This window comes from Pseudomonas sp. C32 (assembly GCF_030417915.1).
Classification (GTDB): Bacteria; Pseudomonadota; Gammaproteobacteria; order Pseudomonadales; family Pseudomonadaceae; genus Aquipseudomonas.
The window spans coordinates 64,022-80,200 of record NZ_JAUHUK010000018.1 but is presented as its reverse complement, the minus strand read 5'-3'; the positions used below and the strand labels follow the sequence as shown (position 1 = coordinate 80,200).

Annotated in this window: 10 protein-coding genes and 2 pseudogenes; 5 read left to right on the top strand and 7 right to left on the bottom strand. The window is 52.3% G+C overall.

Translation table 11 applies throughout. The annotated features are described in order from the left end of the window. Window positions 1-30: 30 nt before the first annotated feature. The gene (locus tag QYH43_RS20195) at window positions 31-1,440 is read right to left on the bottom strand and encodes an APC family permease (protein ID WP_154861874.1); all 1,410 of its coding nucleotides are present in this window, start codon (window positions 1,438-1,440) and stop codon (window positions 31-33) included. Window positions 1,441-1,896: 456 nt separating this feature from the next. Here QYH43_RS20195 and QYH43_RS20190 point away from each other — a divergent pair, with 456 nt between their 5' ends. The 3 genes from QYH43_RS20190 to QYH43_RS20180 all read left to right on the top strand — a co-directional run bounded on the left by QYH43_RS20190 (window position 1,897) and on the right by QYH43_RS20180 (window position 6,915). Continuing rightward, on the top strand, window positions 1,897-3,195 hold the full coding sequence (locus QYH43_RS20190) for a hypothetical protein (RefSeq protein ID WP_154861900.1): 1,299 nt from the start codon (window positions 1,897-1,899) through the stop codon (window positions 3,193-3,195). 141 nt (window positions 3,196-3,336) lie between these two features. Then, window positions 3,337-4,521 (top strand): 4-hydroxybenzoate 3-monooxygenase, encoded by a 1,185-nt coding sequence (pobA, locus tag QYH43_RS20185; protein ID WP_154861873.1) that lies wholly within the window; start codon window positions 3,337-3,339, stop codon window positions 4,519-4,521. Between the two features lie 252 nt (window positions 4,522-4,773). Next, window positions 4,774-6,915 (top strand): methyl-accepting chemotaxis protein, encoded by a 2,142-nt coding sequence (locus QYH43_RS20180; RefSeq protein ID WP_301157934.1) that lies wholly within the window; start codon window positions 4,774-4,776, stop codon window positions 6,913-6,915. Window positions 6,916-7,118: 203 nt separating this feature from the next. On the opposite strand, the pseudogene QYH43_RS20175 reads toward QYH43_RS20180, so the two are convergent. After that, window positions 7,119-7,351 (bottom strand): annotated as a pseudogene (locus QYH43_RS20175) (isochorismatase family protein); the annotation flags it as partial. Between the two features lie 57 nt (window positions 7,352-7,408). Continuing rightward, window positions 7,409-8,299, bottom strand: coding sequence for an MBL fold metallo-hydrolase (locus QYH43_RS20170; protein WP_301157933.1), 891 nt, complete (start codon window positions 8,297-8,299; stop codon window positions 7,409-7,411). A 192-nt stretch (window positions 8,300-8,491) separates the two neighbouring features. Between QYH43_RS20170 and QYH43_RS20165 the strand changes: the two genes are divergently transcribed. Further along, window positions 8,492-9,520, top strand: a complete 1,029-nt coding sequence (locus tag QYH43_RS20165; protein WP_154861870.1) for a GlxA family transcriptional regulator — start codon at window positions 8,492-8,494, stop codon at window positions 9,518-9,520. A 14-nt stretch (window positions 9,521-9,534) separates the two neighbouring features. On the opposite strand, the gene QYH43_RS20160 is transcribed toward QYH43_RS20165, so the two are convergent. From QYH43_RS20160 to QYH43_RS20145, 4 genes are all read right to left on the bottom strand, one after another. Then, window positions 9,535-12,588, bottom strand: a complete 3,054-nt coding sequence (locus QYH43_RS20160; RefSeq protein WP_301157932.1) for an FAD-binding and (Fe-S)-binding domain-containing protein — start codon at window positions 12,586-12,588, stop codon at window positions 9,535-9,537. 131 nt (window positions 12,589-12,719) lie between these two features. Then, window positions 12,720-13,358: an RraA family protein gene (locus QYH43_RS20155; protein WP_301157931.1), complete on the bottom strand. Its 639-nt coding sequence runs from the start codon at window positions 13,356-13,358 to the stop codon at window positions 12,720-12,722. A 33-nt stretch (window positions 13,359-13,391) separates the two neighbouring features. After that, window positions 13,392-14,366: a hydroxyacid dehydrogenase gene (locus tag QYH43_RS20150; protein ID WP_301157930.1), complete on the bottom strand. Its 975-nt coding sequence runs from the start codon at window positions 14,364-14,366 to the stop codon at window positions 13,392-13,394. A 10-nt stretch (window positions 14,367-14,376) separates the two neighbouring features. Further along, window positions 14,377-15,726, bottom strand: coding sequence for an MFS transporter (locus QYH43_RS20145; RefSeq protein ID WP_301157929.1), 1,350 nt, complete (start codon window positions 15,724-15,726; stop codon window positions 14,377-14,379). Between the two features lie 168 nt (window positions 15,727-15,894). On the opposite strand from QYH43_RS20145, the pseudogene QYH43_RS26925 reads away from it, so the two are divergent. Beyond that, window positions 15,895-16,092 (top strand): annotated as a pseudogene (locus QYH43_RS26925) (helix-turn-helix domain-containing protein); the annotation flags it as partial. Window positions 16,093-16,179: the final 87 nt, after the last annotated feature.

The following is a 16,179-nucleotide window of genomic DNA, read 5'->3' as shown; positions in this document are numbered from 1 at the left end:
ATTCAATTTTGCTAGTGGGAGGTGGTCGCTTCAGGAAACCGCCGGTGTCACAGGAAATTTCCCTTTGGCTCGGACTCCATTAATAACTCCCAGCAAGGCCGCTATTACAACCAACCACGGAAGCAGCGTTGCGATACCTTCCTTAGCACCAGTGAGTTCGCCAAAATTTGCCACGGCGAGAACAACGGCGGTTGCCAATCCACATCCACCAAGGGTGGGAGCGATCACGCCTTGCCATTTACTGCATTTCTGAGTTTTGAGAGTGAATCCCACGACAGCGGCTGCACCCAACGTCTGCAAGGCGAGTACAGCAAGGGTGCCAAGTCCAACCATCCACATGTAGAGGTGCATTATCGGGTCGGCATTGGTGACCATGAAGACACCAACGGCGACGACGGTTGTGATCGAGAGCGCAATGCTTGCAACGTGAGGGCTAGCGTGTTTTGGATGTACTCGGCTGAGCTGCTGAGGTACGAAGTGGCTGCGAGCCAGTGCGAAAAGATAGCGGCTCAGGGCATTGTGAAAGGAGAGCAACACGGCAAAGACGCTCGTGACTACCAGGATTTTCATGATTTCGGTAGAAAGGGGGCCGACGTATTGTGTGTTGGCATTGAACACGAAATTGATCATGTCATTGGCGGCGAGGCTTTGAACATCGCTATTCGCATATGCCAGGCCGAGGCACCAAGTGGTAAGCGTGTAAAAGATCCCGATAATGGCAATGGCAACATATGTAGCAAGGGGAACTGTGCGGCTAGGATTCTTCGCCTCTTCCCCATATAGGGTTGTTGACTCGAATCCTACAAAGCAACAAAACGCGAACATCAATGCCACCCCAAGACCAGGTGTGAATATCTGGGAGGGCAGGAAGCCATTCCAAGAGAAATTCTTGGCGTCCGTTTGGGCGATGACCGCGATGTCAAAGACAAGCAGGATCAGGATCTCGAAAATCATCAGCACGCCTAACACCTTGGCTGACACTTTAACGTCCATGTATCCGAAAATACCGACCAGTCCGATGATGAGAAGAGCTACGACGCGCCAGTCCACCTGCAATCCCGCCATCGACAGAGCAAGGTCTGCTCCGAACGCAGCGAATTGACCGTAGATGCCAGTCAACATCGCGATATAGGCAAGTAACGCGATTCCGCCAGCTGCGTTGCCTGCTGCGCGTCCTAATCCGTGAGTCACTAGCTCGGCGAAGCCACCAGCACTGATCACATGACGACTCATCGCTGCGAATCCAATGGCAAAAAGCAGCAGGACGAGCGAGGCGATCAGATAGATGCCTGGAGCACCTGCACCTCCCATTGCGAAAACCACAGGGCCTGCACCAAGGGTGGCGCCGAGCGGGGCCGCAGCTGCAATTACAAAAAAGACGATGTCGGAGACACCTAAGGATTTGGGCTTAAGCCCTGGTTGTGTCGGCTCAATTTGCATACAGGCCTCCCCTTACAGCAAGACGGGATTTGAATTGTTATTGGTAGCCTGATTTTTCGCTCAGTGGCTCAGACTGGCAATCCGCAAACGCTGATCGTTCGATCTTAGACGGTGATTGAACTGACGCTTGTCCGTAATCATGGGTAGGTATGCATAGCCCTTGGTTGCCCGTTTGCCATTTTGCGTCCACGAGCTTTGATCTGAAGTCGCGATCATTCAATCAGCAAAACGCCATTGCCAAAAACACCTAAAGGCTCAAAAAATCAGTCCGCCTGACGCCACATTTTTTGGGCTGGCTGAGTGTGATTCGTCCGCCCAGGAAATCATCGGAGCTTGCTTTAGAACTTTGGGTTTCAGTTGTAACGAAAACTCTGCCAAATTAATTTGATAATATAATAAATATAAGGGTGCGTTATGCCGTTTAAGTATGAAAGTAAAAAATTTGGATATACTTCGATGGCATTAGCGGTAGGTGCTTTAGCCTTGCCCCTAGAGTCCCGTGCTTATGAGCTATACAGTCAGGGCGGTAATGTACTTAACTCCAAAGTCGAGGCAGTATTTGCCGCGATGCACAGCGACGAAAGTTATGCGACAACTGGAACGCAGGATTCAGGCTCTTCAAATTGGCGAGAGGGATTTATCAAGTATGGGCTGAATGGAAGCAGCGAACTTGTAAATCAATCAAGTGTATATGGCGCCTTTAGCCTCTTAAGTTCAGGTACGTGGGGTGATGGGGATGCGGCAGGTTTTACGGAGGGCACCGAGCGACGGACTGCGGTCGAAGATGCTTACCTAGGTTGGCGCTCAGGAAGCCTTTTTCCTACTTTAGGAGAAAATGGCATCGAATTTTCCGCCGGACGCCAAGAAGTTATTGTTGGAGATGGATTTCTAATCAAAGGCGATGCCCTAAACCTTGGTGATGTCGATCTTGGTGAGAACTATGACCGGGGTGGAGCTTATTATTTAGCTGCCCGTAAAGCATTTGATAAAACAGCTGTGCTTCAAGTCGGAGGGGAAAAAGGGTGGCGAGGGGATCTCATGTGGCTAGGCTCGGATAACCGAGCACAAGCGGACACTGAATTAGCTGTGGCCACTTTAGAGCACGTGGCAGATGAAGGAACATTAGGGCTAACATACATCAAAGGACTAGATGTCGATGAGCGCTTTGCCACTCCTTTTCAATTAGAGCGAGACGGCATGAAAACTGTCAGCCTTCGGGGAGCAGGCTCTTTAGGAGTCAAGAATCTCAACCTTGCATTCGAGTATGCCACTCAAGATCGAGACAGTGGTCGAGAGAATGCTTGGTATCTTGAGGGGAGCTGGACGTTTGCCGATGTGCCATGGTCTCCAACTGCCACCTATCGCTATAGCAGCTTCTCTGAGTCGTTTGACCCACTATTCTATGGCCTGAGTCGTGGCTATGGAACATGGTTTCAAGGTGAAGTGGCATCCAATTATGCAGGGCCTTTTAATAGCAATACTCGTGTTCAGCATGTTGGATTAAAGGTCACCCCGCGTGAAAACCTCACGTTAGGTGCGTTGTACTTCGACTTTGATCCAATTGATCGAAGCCTTGGTAACCTCGGTGGACGAGAGTTCGACCTATATGCCGAGTTGGCGGTAAATGAGCACGTTTTCATCAGTCCGTTGGTTGGATTCTACAAACCGGAAAAAAGTGCCAATCAGGGCGGTCTTCAGTTAGGCGGCGATGATACAAATACATATCTCCAGCTCATCGTGGGAACCTCCTTCTAAAATTGGATTTTTTATGGGTGAAAGTCCAGTTAAGGGATCGGATACTGTGCTTCAGGTGCGGGCGACATAAAGCATTAATCCAGTAAGAAATAAAGATGAATTGCGAATGTGCTGTTCATTACCTCGTTTAGGACAAGAACAATGAGAACTAAAGTTGCAATTATCGGCGCTGGCCCTTCTGGCCTGCTGCTTGGTCAACTGCTGCTAAAAGCTGGCATTGACAACATAATCATCGAGCGACAGAGTCCTGATTATGTATTGGGGCGTATCCGTGCCGGCGTGCTTGAGCAAGGGACTGTAGATTTGCTGCGACAGGCGGGTGTTGCTGAGCGAATGGATCGCGAAGGCCTAGTTCATGACGGATTCGACTTGGCGTTCGATGGGCGTTGTGAACATATCGACTTGAAAGGTTTGACCGACGGTAAAACGGTAATGGTTTACGGTCAGACCGAAGTCACTCGTGATCTAATGGAGGCCAGAAGCTCCTGCGGAGGTATTAGCTATTATAGCGCTGCGAATGTACAGCCGCACGATATGAAATCCCACGCTCCTTACATTACCTTTGATCATGATGGAGTGACAGTTCGCTTGGACTGTGACTACATCGCAGGTTGTGATGGGTTCCATGGTGTGTCGCGCAAGACAATTCCGGACGGGGTTCTCAAGGAGTTCGAGCGTGTCTACCCATTCGGTTGGTTGGGGGTATTGGCGGATACACCTCCTGTGAGTGAAGAACTCATCTATGCCAACCATGAGCGTGGTTTCGCTTTATGCAGTATGCGTTCGCCTACACGCACCCGCTATTACATTCAGGTGTCTACCGAAGAAAAGGTCGAGGATTGGTCAGACGAGCGATTTTGGCAGGAACTGAAAAAGAGACTCCCCAAAGAAGCAGCCGACAAACTTATAACGGGGCCGTCCATTGAAAAAAGTATTGCCCCACTTCGCAGTTTCGTTGTCGAGCCTATGCAGTACGGGAGTCTTTTTCTATTGGGTGATGCGGCCCACATTGTACCTCCAACTGGCGCGAAAGGCCTTAACCTCGCGGCCAGTGATGTGAGCACCCTGAGCCGCATTCTCGTTAAGGTTTACCAAGAGGGGCGTACGGATCTACTTGAACGCTATTCTGAAATTTGCCTGCGTCGAATCTGGAAGGCCGAGCGCTTCTCCTGGTGGATGACCTCAATATTGCATCGCTTTCCTGGTACTGATGATTTTGGACAGCGCATACAGCAGGCAGAGCTCGACTACTTTGTCCGCTGTGAGGCAGGGCGTCGGACGATTGCAGAAAATTACGTAGGGCTTCCGTACGAGGCTATTGAGTAGTTAAGCCAAGCCTTAAGGTTTTTCAAGTCACTCAGGGCCCATTATTGTGGGTCGGTCGTAGATCTGAGTGAATGAATAATACTTTGGCAAACTTAAAGCGTTGGGGACTTCATGATTCGTTGGGGTAAACTCTCGTTTCTCCTGACCATGAGGTCTTTTCGTTTTTGCTAAGTGAAAAATAATGGATGCGGTCAGCACGGATCGACTTTGCATCTCTTGATGTGGTCTCCGTACTAATTTCGAGGATGTGTGATGATCTTGCTCAGGGATACAATTAAATTTCGCATGCTTGTAATGGTGGGTGCTTGTCTCGGCTTGGTAGTGATTTTGTTAGTCGCGATATCTATATATAGAACTAATAAAAATACAAGCTTGGTCAGTGCTGAGGCTCAGACGCTTCTCAAAGATTCTGCTAATACAACGCTACTGGCTGAAGGCGCGCTGCAAAGCAGCTCAGTGCAAAAATATTTTCAAGCTGGTTATCACGTTGGACTTGATCTAGCAGAGAATGCAGTTCAATTTCGCAGGATGGTACTTGGCGGTGATTTAGAGGCACTTACTGCTAGGCGAGAGCTTACAAAGCTGGTGGCAGATAGTCTGGTTCGACATTCTGAGTTGCTGAGCCTTTATATCGTGTTTGAGCCTAATTCGCTCGATGGACATGATAATGATTTTATCGGTCGTAAAGAGTTAGGTAGTAATGAGACTGGTCGCTTTTCTATCTACGCTGCGCAGCAGGATGGGCGTCTTGTATTGCAACCAACGGCTGAGGCTCTGATATCTGACACAACGATTATGCTTGATGGTACCCCTTTTAATAAATGGTATACCTGTCCGAAGTCAACTGGCAAACCTTGTTTGCTATCTCCTTATTTTGACGAGTCATCTGGCCGGAAGACGCTAATCACGACCCTATCCTTTCCCCTCATAGAGGATGGAAAGGTACTGGGAGTGGTGGGAATGGATATCAGTTTGGAGTCAGTGCAACAGCTAGTACAGGAAAGTAGCAAAAAACTGTTTGGTGGTGCAGGACAGGTAAGCATTTTCAGCCCTACCGGTCTCTTAGCTGGCCATAGCGGAGATGCTGAAAAACTAGGCTTACAATTAGTTCAAGCGGGTGTTGGTGATGCGCTTAATCTGGAGAGTTCAGTTAAAAGTGGATTGACGTCTCTCGGGGTCATAAACAACAATCAAAGGGTGGCTGTTCCCGTTCAACCAATTCCAGGATCTTCTTATTGGGGAGTTGTACTAGACATTCCTAGTGATGTTGTGATGCAGCCAGCCAATGCTCTTAAAGTAAAGTTGGATGAGCGTAATTTTGTTGATGCTGCATGGTCGTCAGTATATGGCTTGGCTGCTTTAGTCTTTGGGCTGATCATGGTTAGTGTAATCGCTCGAAGGATAACAGTTCCAATTCACCGTATTTCTGAAATGCTAAGAGAGGTCGCGGGTAGTGGGGGTGATCTTACGAAGCGATTGCAATATCCCCGCAACGATGAGTTGGGATTGTTGGTGATGTGGTTTAACGCTTTTCTCGATAAGTTACAGCCTATGATGTCTGAGCTTAAGCGTCTGGTCTTAGAAGCGCACAGTAATGCTGATCGATCTGCAATCATCTCCAGTAAAATCAACACGGAAATGCAGCAACAATACCGAGAAATAGACCAGGCGGCGACAGCCTCCAATGAAATGAGCTCATCAGCTCAGGAAGTGGCATGTAGCGCAACTAGAGCGGCGGACGCTACGGGCGTGGCTAGTATTGCAACTCAGGATGGCCTGCGGGTTATTAGATCGACTTCTGAAACGATTGAAGGTTTGGCCAAGGATCTTTCGATGGCAATGTCCAAGATTGAGGGTCTAACCGGCAGTAGCGAGCGCATCGGTAACGTCCTCGAGGTGATTCAGGCAGTTGCTGAGCAAACCAACCTTCTCGCGCTCAATGCTGCAATCGAGGCTGCTAGGGCGGGAGAGGCAGGGCGTGGTTTCGCAGTAGTGGCTGACGAAGTACGCAATCTTGCGAGCAACACCAGTGATTCCATCGAGGAAATTCGTGACGTTATTCAGCAGTTGCAGAGAAATACCCTTGAGACTGTTAGCGCCATGAAAAAGGGTTCTGCTCAGGCCGGCGTCGCTGTAAAGCATGTCAGCCAAGCTTCAGAGGCATTTGACCGAATCAAAGAGTCTGTGGGAATCATTAGCGAAATGAATTTCCAGATTGCTGCAGCGGTTGAGGAACAGAGCAGGGTAGCGGAGGAGGTTAGCCAAAACGTAGTGACAATTCGGGATGTCACCGAGTCGCTTTCAGCGCAGGCGCAGGAGTCCCAGCAAGTCAGCAGATCGATTAATTCGTTGGCCATCAAGCAGCAGGCGCTCGCCAACCAATTTGTGACCTAGGGGCAGCTGTTTTCCCTAGTATGTCCTGGGGAGAGAGTAGGTCTTATTGAGTCCTCCGCCATGAGAACCGGGCTTTGTAAAGCCGGACTCTCATGGTTTACCTCACAACCCAATTCGTGTTGTTGGCGTTCCTCTAAACGCACCGGAAATGGAGCTGGCCTAGAGTGGGGCAATTAGGGCGCCCTCACTCAAAAATTAGGCGTTTACGCTGACACATATTCGTCTACCGATTTAACGGTTGCATAGCCGAATTCAAATGCGGCCATCACGGTTGCATGTGCTTGGGCAGCAGGGACAGTCACGCCGTGAAATGTCAGATCCAAGGTAGCGCAGCATCATGTAGCACGGTCACGAGATACCCCATGTCCGCTGCAGCGCGTACTACGGCTTCAATGCACATGTGGCTCATTGCACCTATGACCCAGACCTCCTGCATACGGCTGAGATCGGGGAGTAAAGAACCTGTCTATACCCCGACCCAGGAAGGTTTAAGTCAGAACTCTAGCGAAGCGCCGTCTTCCGGAATATCTACGCGACTCTCGATACCTTCCTTCTTAACGTAGGTGCGCAACGCTTCACGTGTCAGGGACGTATGGTTGATTGCATTCATATGCACGGCGACTATCTTCGCGTTTTTTGCGGCTTGGGATGCGTGTAGGACATCGTCCTCACCCATGATGATTGCGCTATCGAACCCATTCACCTTCGCCTTCCCGGTATTGAGTACGATGACTTCGGGATGATACTTCTGAATGGTCTGATCTACTTCTTTACGCCAGATAGTGTCACCGGCAAGGTAAAGAGTTTTGTAGCCAGGGGCTTGAAACACAACGCCCATTGCCTCGCCCAGAAGTTTCGCGAGGGGAGGCACGGCATACATCTCATCGGTGCCGTGCTGACCACCTGCCTTAGTGATTTTGACTCCGCCAAACTCAGCTTCGTTAGTCAGTACGCGCACATTCTTGAAGCCTTGGGAGCGAACCAATTTCGCGTCGTCCTCATCTTGAGTGAACAGCGGAATGTCTTTAGGTAGCGCTTTCTGCGCGGCATCGTCCCAGTGGTCAAGATGTGTGTGGGTGAGGATGACGGCGTCTACGCCAGCGATTACCTCGGAAGGTGGTTCAGTGAGATCGACCATTGGGTTACGGAGGTTGCTTCGGTAGGTATTTTCAAATCCAGGGTAGGCTCCCTTTTTCGCGAGCATTGGATCGATCAGGAACGTTGTGTCGCCATAGGTGATTTTCACCGTTGCATTACGAATTTGCTGCAAGTCCACTTTGTGGGCCGTGATCGGTGTGGACGGGACATCTGTATCCGCGAATGCCCATGTGCTGGCTGTTGCGCAAGTGAGGCTGAGGGCAAGAGGGAGCGTTTTGAAATTCATGGGATAGATCCTGGTAGTACATCGAGAACATCATTCTTCCCGAGTGCTCTACATCGCAATAGTGGCCTGAATGACATATTTCGATATAATCGGGCCAGTCGACCAGCGTAGGTATGAGAGAGGTCTAGAGCAAGCGTCCACTCTGCAAAAGCGCTCCTATGAAACGGTCAACCGTCAATCCGAGGCTATCTGATGCAATCCATACGTGTTGCTGTTCTGGCTTTTAATGGCGTAAGTCTGTTCCATCTTTCCGTGCCTGGAATGGTGTTGGGTACGGCACATTCTGCACCTGGTGAACCTCAATACGAGGTTAGCTACTGCGCGGAGATGCCGGGAATGGTGACTTGTGATCAAGGAATCGACTTAGCGGTTATTCATGGCTTGGAGCTGATGGAGGCTTCAGATGTAATCGTCGTTCCTGCCTGGGGGGATCAACTGATCACCGCATCTGCACAACTCGTGAAAGCGCTACTGGCCGCGAACTGCCAAGGCAAGCTAATAGTAGGGCTATGCTTAGGAGCGTTTGTGCTTGGAGATGCCGGGCTGCTTAATGGGAAAGAAGCAACCACTCACTGGGCAGCACGAGAAGAGTTCGCGCAACGTTTCCCTGAGGTTCGTTTCAAGCCCGAGGTGCTCTACGTCAGCGCTGGAAATATCATGACCTCTGCGGGAACCGTGGCGGCAATCGATTGCTGCCTTCATTTGGTACGCGAGCGGCTTGGTGCTGACGTTGCGAATCGCACAGCGAAGATGCTGGTGACGCCGCCTCATCGGCAAGGTGGGCAAGCTCAATACGTTGAACATCCTGTACCGCAACTTTCCAGTGAGACGCATTTGTCTGATGTGCTGGTGTGGGCTCGGATGAACTTGGCCAGTGATCTGTCGCTCGACGTCCTGGCGGACATGGCGAAAATGAGCAGGCGCACATTTACTCGGCGGTTCAAGGAAGCCACGGGCAGTACCGTCTCAAAGTGGTTGAATGCAGAACGCGTAGTTAGAGCCCAAGAGCTGTTGGAAACGACTGACTTACCTATCGAGTGTGTTGCTGGCGAGGCGGGTTTTGGAACGCCCTTGTCGTTGAGGCAACAATTCGGCGTTCATCTAGGCACATCACCTTCTGAGTATCGGCGAATGTTTTTTCGCGAAATGAAGCCGGGACGGAAAGCGAGCGGCAGTGAGCACACCGCCGAGCCATTCACCCAATCCGGCGCAAAGGTTTAATGATCACTCGGAGTTCAGGCAGCGATATTCCTGACGACAGCGAGTAGCGCCTGCAGCGGATGTAAGACGGTTACCCCCTCCTGTCGTTTCACCTGGCTTCGGCAAGAATATCCGTCGGCCAATAATCGGCCAGTTGCATTAAATTTTTTCACAAGCGGAGCCCAGGACTGTTTGTAGATCACAACAGAAGTGCCAGCATTTTTCGTTTCATGACCATACGTGCCAGACATGCCGCAGCAACCGCTAGCTTGAACGCTCAGCTTCAGACCCATTCGCTCGTAGACTTGCTGCCAAAGGCCGATACTGCTTGGCTCATTTGTTTTTTCAGTACAGTGGGGAAGGAAGTGATAGGGATCGGCATCTTTCACAATCTGCGACTGTGGAAGCGTATTGGCGAGCCACTCCTGCGGCAGTAGTACGGTAGGAGCCTTGTGACTGCCAAGCGTCTTCGCATACTCCTGGCGATACACCAATGTCATCGCGGGATCGAGGCCCACGAGCGGTATTTCGTACTCCTGAAGCTGGTGCAAAGCTTCGCCGTTGAAACGTGCGGCCTTTTCAAAAGCCTTGATGAATCCTTGTACCTGAAGCGGTTTTCCGTTGGGCGCAAAGGGGGCGATGTAAACCTGGTAGCCAAGCCTTGAGATCAGTTCGATCCAGTCCGAAAGCACTGGTGTTTCGAAGTAACGGGTAAATGCATCCTGGACGAGGATTACGCTGCGAGCACGCTGCTGATCAGCCAATGTCGAGAGGAGCTCAGGTGTCGCAATCTCAACACCCCAACGACGGCATACAGCGTCAAAGTCCGTCATGCTGAGCAATGGGCTATCGACCATACCGGCCACATGCTCAAGGATGAAGCGTACCGGGCGAACCCCCATGACAAAGTTGTACAGGCGTGGGACACGAGCGATGTAGGGAATCGTGTATTCCAGCGAACTGATCAGGTAGTCCTTCAGCGGGCGCAGATATCGGCTGTGGTATAGCTCCAGAAACCGGGAGCGGAACTCGGGCACGTTGACCTTCACCGGACACTGCCCTGCGCAGGATTTGCACGCCAGGCACCCAGACATTGCCTCATAGACTTCGTGGGAGAAGTCTTGCTGCCCCATTTTTTGGGCGACTGTGTTAATGGCACGTTTGGCGATGCTGGTGACATTGCTGGTTGATCGTAGGTGATCACTGGCCGCCACTACATCAACGTCTTGCTGGCCCTGCAGTCTCAGCCACTCACGAATCAGCGAAGCGCGGCCTTTGGGGGAGTGAATCCTATTGCGGGTGCCTTTCCACGACGGGCACATGGCATCGTCTGGATCAAAGTTGTAGCACGCGCCGTTCCCGTTGCAATGTAGAGCGGTGTCATAGCTTCGCCATACACGCTCGTCAATTGTCCGGTCTAACTCGCCTCGTAACTCGACGCCATCTACCCGAGTTAGCCGAGCCTCAGGCACCGTCCTGGGGGTCGCGATTTTTCCTGGGTTGAGTTGATTGTGCGGATCAAAAGCCGCTTTCAACTCCTGCAGTGCCGGGTAAAGGTCGCCGAAGTAGTCGGGCACATATTGGGATCTTAAACCCTTCCCGTGCTCGCCCCACAACAAGCCGCCATGCTTTTGAGTCAAGGCGGCGACAGCGTCGGAAATGGGGCGGATCAGAGCAGCGTGGGTTGGATCTTTCATGTCGAGAATCGGGCGCACATGCAGTACGCCAGCGTCGACATGGCCAAACATGCCGTATTGCAATTCATAGCTGTCCAGCAGCGCACGGAACTCCTGGATGAAATCCGCAAGATTTTCTGGAGGTACAGCGGTGTCCTCTACGAATGGCTGTGGCCTGGCTTCACCCTTGACGTTGCCCAGCAGCCCGACAGCCCGTTTGCGCATGGCGTAGACGCGCTTCAGCGCATCGGCACCAATGGCAAGCGTATGGCCCAGGCGCACCACGGAGGTATCGCGCTGCAGGTGCAAGACAAAGTCATGAACGCTCTGCTGGACAGCGGCTTCATCGTTGCCGCTGAACTCTATGAGGTTGATGCCCAAGGTAGGTGTGCTTGGATCTTCGGGGAAGTATTCAGCAACGCCATGCCAGACGATGTCCTTCATCGCCAGCATTAAAACTTTGGAGTCGACGGTCTCAATCGACAAAGGTTTGTGCAGCATTAATGCTTTCGCATCACGCAACGCATCCATGAAGCCGGCATAACGTACGTTGACCAGGATGGAATACTTTGGGATCGGCAAGACGTTGAGTTTGGCTTCGACAATGAAACCCAACGAGCCTTCGGAGCCGCACAGCACGCTGTTGAGGTTGAACCGGTTACCTTGCTCGCGAAGATGCGCTAGGTCATAGCCGGTGAGGCAGCGGTTGAGTTTAGGAAAGGTATGCTCAATTAGATCTGCCTGATTATCCGCGATGTCGACCGCACACCGGTAAACCTCACCGATCCGATCCGGGCGCGCAGTTTCTTGCTCCAGTACACCTTGCTCTACTACCCCGCTGTGGAGTAACTCACCTCCAAGCAAAACCGTGGAAAGCTCCAGAACGTGGTCGCGGGTTTTGCCATAGGTGCAGCTGCCCTGGCCGCTGGCATCGGTGTTAATCATGCCGCCAATCGTTGCTCGGTTGGACGTGGACAATTCCGGCGCGAAGAAAAGTCCGTGAGGTTTAAGCGCAGCATTCAATTGATCTTTCACCACGCCACTTTGAACGCGCACCCACCGCTCTTCAGCATTGATTTCAAGAATGGTGTTCATGTGACGTGACAGGTCGACGACGATGCCATCGGTCAACGACTGGCCATTGGTGCCGGTGCCGCCACCTCGTGGTGTGAGTACAACAGATCTATGCGCGGGATCAGCCGCAAGCGTCGCCAGAATCGCTACGTCCTGAGCATCTACGGGGAATACGGCTGCTTGAGGTAGGCGCTGATAAATCGAGTTGTCAGTTGCAAGTACCGTCCGCTGGCCATAGCTATAGGCGATTTCTCCTCGGAAGCCCGCTTTAGCGAGCTGCTTCAGAAAATCGTCGTAGTTCACGCTTTGATTTTTGGACGGTAGCAACCGTGCGATCATGATAAAACTCCAACCGGCATGCGGCTACTTTGACCCGCCTTGAAATGCATACGCTCGTGACGGTCAGTTTGAATGTTTTAGCGTTACCCAAGGGAGGCTGAGTAACCCTCCCTATTAATAGCCGCCGACGCTCAGCGAATGCTCGCCCGGACTTTCTCTCTAAAGCTGTTCTCGATCCCATCTTGGATCTTGAGTTTCTCGGCGAGCGATGGAACCAAGTGGCGACTGATAACGATGATTCCGTCTTTGTCCCCCAAAATTGCGTCGCCCGGATTGCAAACAACATTGCCGCACGCGACAGGCGCACCGACCTGTCCAGGGCCGTACTTGGATGGGCCGGCTGGATTCACAGCGCGCGCATAGGTCGGCAGACCCATGACGCTCAGCTCCTCCACATCTCGAACTGCTCCGTCGATGACCACAGCTGCGACTTCGCGGGCGAGACAGACCTCACCCAGCAGATCACCAAAAACAGCACGGTTGGTTTCACCATTGCCATTGATCACGAGAACATCACCTGGCTTGGCATCATCCAGAGCCCTGTGGATGGCGAGGTTGTCACCTTCCCAAGTGAGGATGGGCAGTACCGTTCCGTAGAACGAAGCCTTACCTGCAACATGGTGGATAGCGGAAGCCATCATTCCCATGCGCTGCAAAACATCGCCAATTAGCGCGACCGGGTAATGCGATATCTCTTTAATTTCTTTAAGTGACGCGCGTTCCCAATCTTCGCTCACGGTGATGCTTTCATCAGATACATTGATAAACATGGTGACCTCGGCGTGAATCCGTTTAAAGCGCTATTAGTTGAACGACTTGGAGACAGGTTTGTTGACTGGGTGCAGGGGGGCTTCGCCGCGCAAGACTGCGGTAATCGCCTCTACTGCGCTCATTCCAACGCGCAGCAGTGACTCATTGGTTTGCCCAGCAACGTGAGGCGTGACGAGCAGGTTGGGAAGGTCGGAAACAGGAAACGTGTTGCAGCTGAACGGGGTGATCATGTCCGTGTTTTCTGCAGCCAGCACGTCGACACCTGCGCCACCCAGCTTGCCGCTACGTAGTGCGTCAGCAACCGCACCTTCATCAATCACTCCTCCTCGGCTGGTGTTGATCAAGATGGCGCCAGTTTTCATCTTCTCGATTTCAGCCCCGCCAATGAGGTTCTCAGTGCCTGGCTGCAGAGGCACGTGGAGGCTCACCACGTCGGCCTGAGCCAACAAGGTATCGAGATCTACCAAGCGTTTATCGAAGCTCGAGTCATAAGCAGGGTCAGTCGCCAGCACCTTCATGCCGAAAGCTTCAGCCACTGGCGCAACATGCCGTCCAATGTCGCCGAAGCCGATCAGGCCCAAGGTGCGCCCCTCGAGTTCGATACCTGTTAGGGAAAGTCGATCTGCCGCCCAAATGTTGTTACGGGTCTGATCCGTTGCCAGTTGAATCTTGCGGCTAATGCCCAGCAGCAGAGCAAATACATGCTCCACAACACTTCTTCTATTTGCGCCAGGCGTATTGGTTACCCAGACACCCAACTCGGCTGCAGCTTTGTAGTCAACGTTGTCGTATCCCGCGCCGTGTCGGGCGACGATCCGCAGCTTCGGGGAGGCGGCGATCATCTCTGCAGAGATATGGCCTCCGCGCAAAAATACGGCATCTACTTGTTGTTGGATCTCTGCATAAGACACCGCATCCGGGCCATAGCCGAGTCGAACCTCACCAACTGAGGAAAGAGCCTTAAGTACATCTGGATGGATCGGGCTTGTCACATAAATGGAAGGCATGATCATTACCTTAGGAGAATTGGTGGGTGTTGGCGTCATCGCCAGCCACCGGCGCATTTTTACGAACGGTCGAGATGACGATCAGTCCCAGAAGCCCTGAAGCGCACAAGATGAATGCGGGGGTGGACTGATTGCCGGTGGCTCCGATCAGCCAGGTCGCCAGGAATGGGCCTGAACCTCCGCCGATAACCGCGCCGACGCTGTGGCCGAAGGCGACGCCGGTGTGGCGGATATGCATTGGGAAGAACTCCGGCATCACTGAATAAGTGCCCGCTTGGCAGAGTGCATACGGAATCATGCCGAGTGCCAGCCCAGCCATTGCCAGATTCACCGAGCCTTGCTGCATCAGCATGAAGGACGGTATCGACACTACGGCGTAGGCCACATAGGCGTAGCGCAGGATGGACTTGCCGCCGCGATAGGAACCGAGCTGACCAGCGAGAGGAATCAAAAATGCGGCGAGGATCACGGCGACCAATACGATGGTTGATGCCTGGCCCTTCGAGTACCCCAGAATCGAGCTGAAGTAGGCTGCGATGAATACGGTACCGATGTAGGTGCCGATGTTCTGCACCATCGCGATCATGATCACTTTGACTAGAGGCTTGCGATAGTCGCGGATCAGCTCAGCGAAAGGTTGGCCTTGCTTGACTTCAGTATCGTTTTTCTTGGACGCGAACTCGGGGCTATCTTCAATGCTCAGTCGCATGTAAAGGCCGATGATGCCGAGCGGCAGAGCCAGTAGGAACGGGATACGCCAGCCCCAGGAAAGCATTTCTGGATCTGTAAGTGTCGCTGCAGCAAGACCTGCAATTGCAGCCGCCAAGCCTTTACCGAATTGAGCAATGGAGGGGAGGAAGGAAATGTACAGAGCGCGGCGTTTAGGTGGCGCCCACTCCCGAATGTAGCTCGCAGCACCACCGATTTCACCACCAGCGGAAAAGCCCTGCAGCATACGCAGCACGACTAGGAGTATTGGCGCCCAGACGCCTATCTGAGCATAGCCGGGCAGTAAGCCAATGAGGGTAGCCGCAGCGCCCATCAGAGTGATGCTGGCGATCAGGCTGAAGCGTCTGCCTACCTTGTCACCGAGCCACCCGAAAGCGATGGCGCCAAGCGGTCTGACCAAAAATGCAGATCCGAACACAAGGAAAGTGTTCAGCAAGCCTGTCGTCGCGTCGTCTGACGGGAAGAAAACCATTGCGAGTGTTGCAGCGACATACCCGTAGACGCTGAAGTCGTAATACTCAACAAACGTGCCGAATACAGCGGCCCTGGTTGCTTTCTTGGCCTTCCGTGTCTGCTCCGTCTCTTCAACGGTCTGCACAACAGGCTCGGCCATAACGTTATTGTTGTTCATGGGCACCTCGGGTTGTCGGACGTCGGTCTCATTCAAAAAATGGGACATTGTCCTGCTTTTGTTTTGTTTAGATTCTAGAACCGCGAGACGGTTGTCAACAGCTTGGTGTGATTTGCGGTTGGGCAGCTTTTGACCCCAGAATGGGGCCCCCGAACCTCGATTTATCTAATGATGGCTCAATCAGAACGCTCTATTACCGCCTCTACGCCCACTACCCCTGCTTCCAGCCATACCAGGCTGATAGAGGTAGTGGACGCACTTGTCAGGAGAGCGGGCGGTGAGCCATGGGGGGTGCGAGAGCTCGCTGCAGAGCTTTCCGAGAGCAGAAGTACCGTTAATCGGATTCTGGTCTCCCTTGTTGAAATCGGCCTAGCGAGTGAGGTTGGAGTTGGTAAGTACAGCATAGGGCCCAGAGTCGACGTCCTTACCAGAACGCTCAGTGATTCGAGTGTG

What these genes read in the sequence shown, in the direction of transcription:
- QYH43_RS20165 (WP_154861870.1), top strand. Translation starts at nt 8,492, where the DNA reads ATGCAATCCATACGTGTTGCTGTTCTGGCTTTTAATGGCGTAAGTCTG.
- QYH43_RS20155 (WP_301157931.1), bottom strand. Translation starts at nt 13,358, where the DNA reads ATGTTTATCAATGTATCTGATGAAAGCATCACCGTGAGCGAAGATTGG.
- QYH43_RS20145 (WP_301157929.1), bottom strand. Translation starts at nt 15,726, where the DNA reads ATGAACAACAATAACGTTATGGCCGAGCCTGTTGTGCAGACCGTTGAA.
- pobA (WP_154861873.1), top strand. Translation starts at nt 3,337, where the DNA reads ATGAGAACTAAAGTTGCAATTATCGGCGCTGGCCCTTCTGGCCTGCTG.
- QYH43_RS20150 (WP_301157930.1), bottom strand. Translation starts at nt 14,366, where the DNA reads ATGCCTTCCATTTATGTGACAAGCCCGATCCATCCAGATGTACTTAAG.
- QYH43_RS20190 (WP_154861900.1), top strand. Translation starts at nt 1,897, where the DNA reads ATGGCATTAGCGGTAGGTGCTTTAGCCTTGCCCCTAGAGTCCCGTGCT.
- QYH43_RS20160 (WP_301157932.1), bottom strand. Translation starts at nt 12,588, where the DNA reads ATGATCGCACGGTTGCTACCGTCCAAAAATCAAAGCGTGAACTACGAC.
- QYH43_RS20195 (WP_154861874.1), bottom strand. Translation starts at nt 1,440, where the DNA reads ATGCAAATTGAGCCGACACAACCAGGGCTTAAGCCCAAATCCTTAGGT.
- QYH43_RS20180 (WP_301157934.1), top strand. Translation starts at nt 4,774, where the DNA reads ATGATCTTGCTCAGGGATACAATTAAATTTCGCATGCTTGTAATGGTG.
- QYH43_RS20170 (WP_301157933.1), bottom strand. Translation starts at nt 8,299, where the DNA reads ATGAATTTCAAAACGCTCCCTCTTGCCCTCAGCCTCACTTGCGCAACA.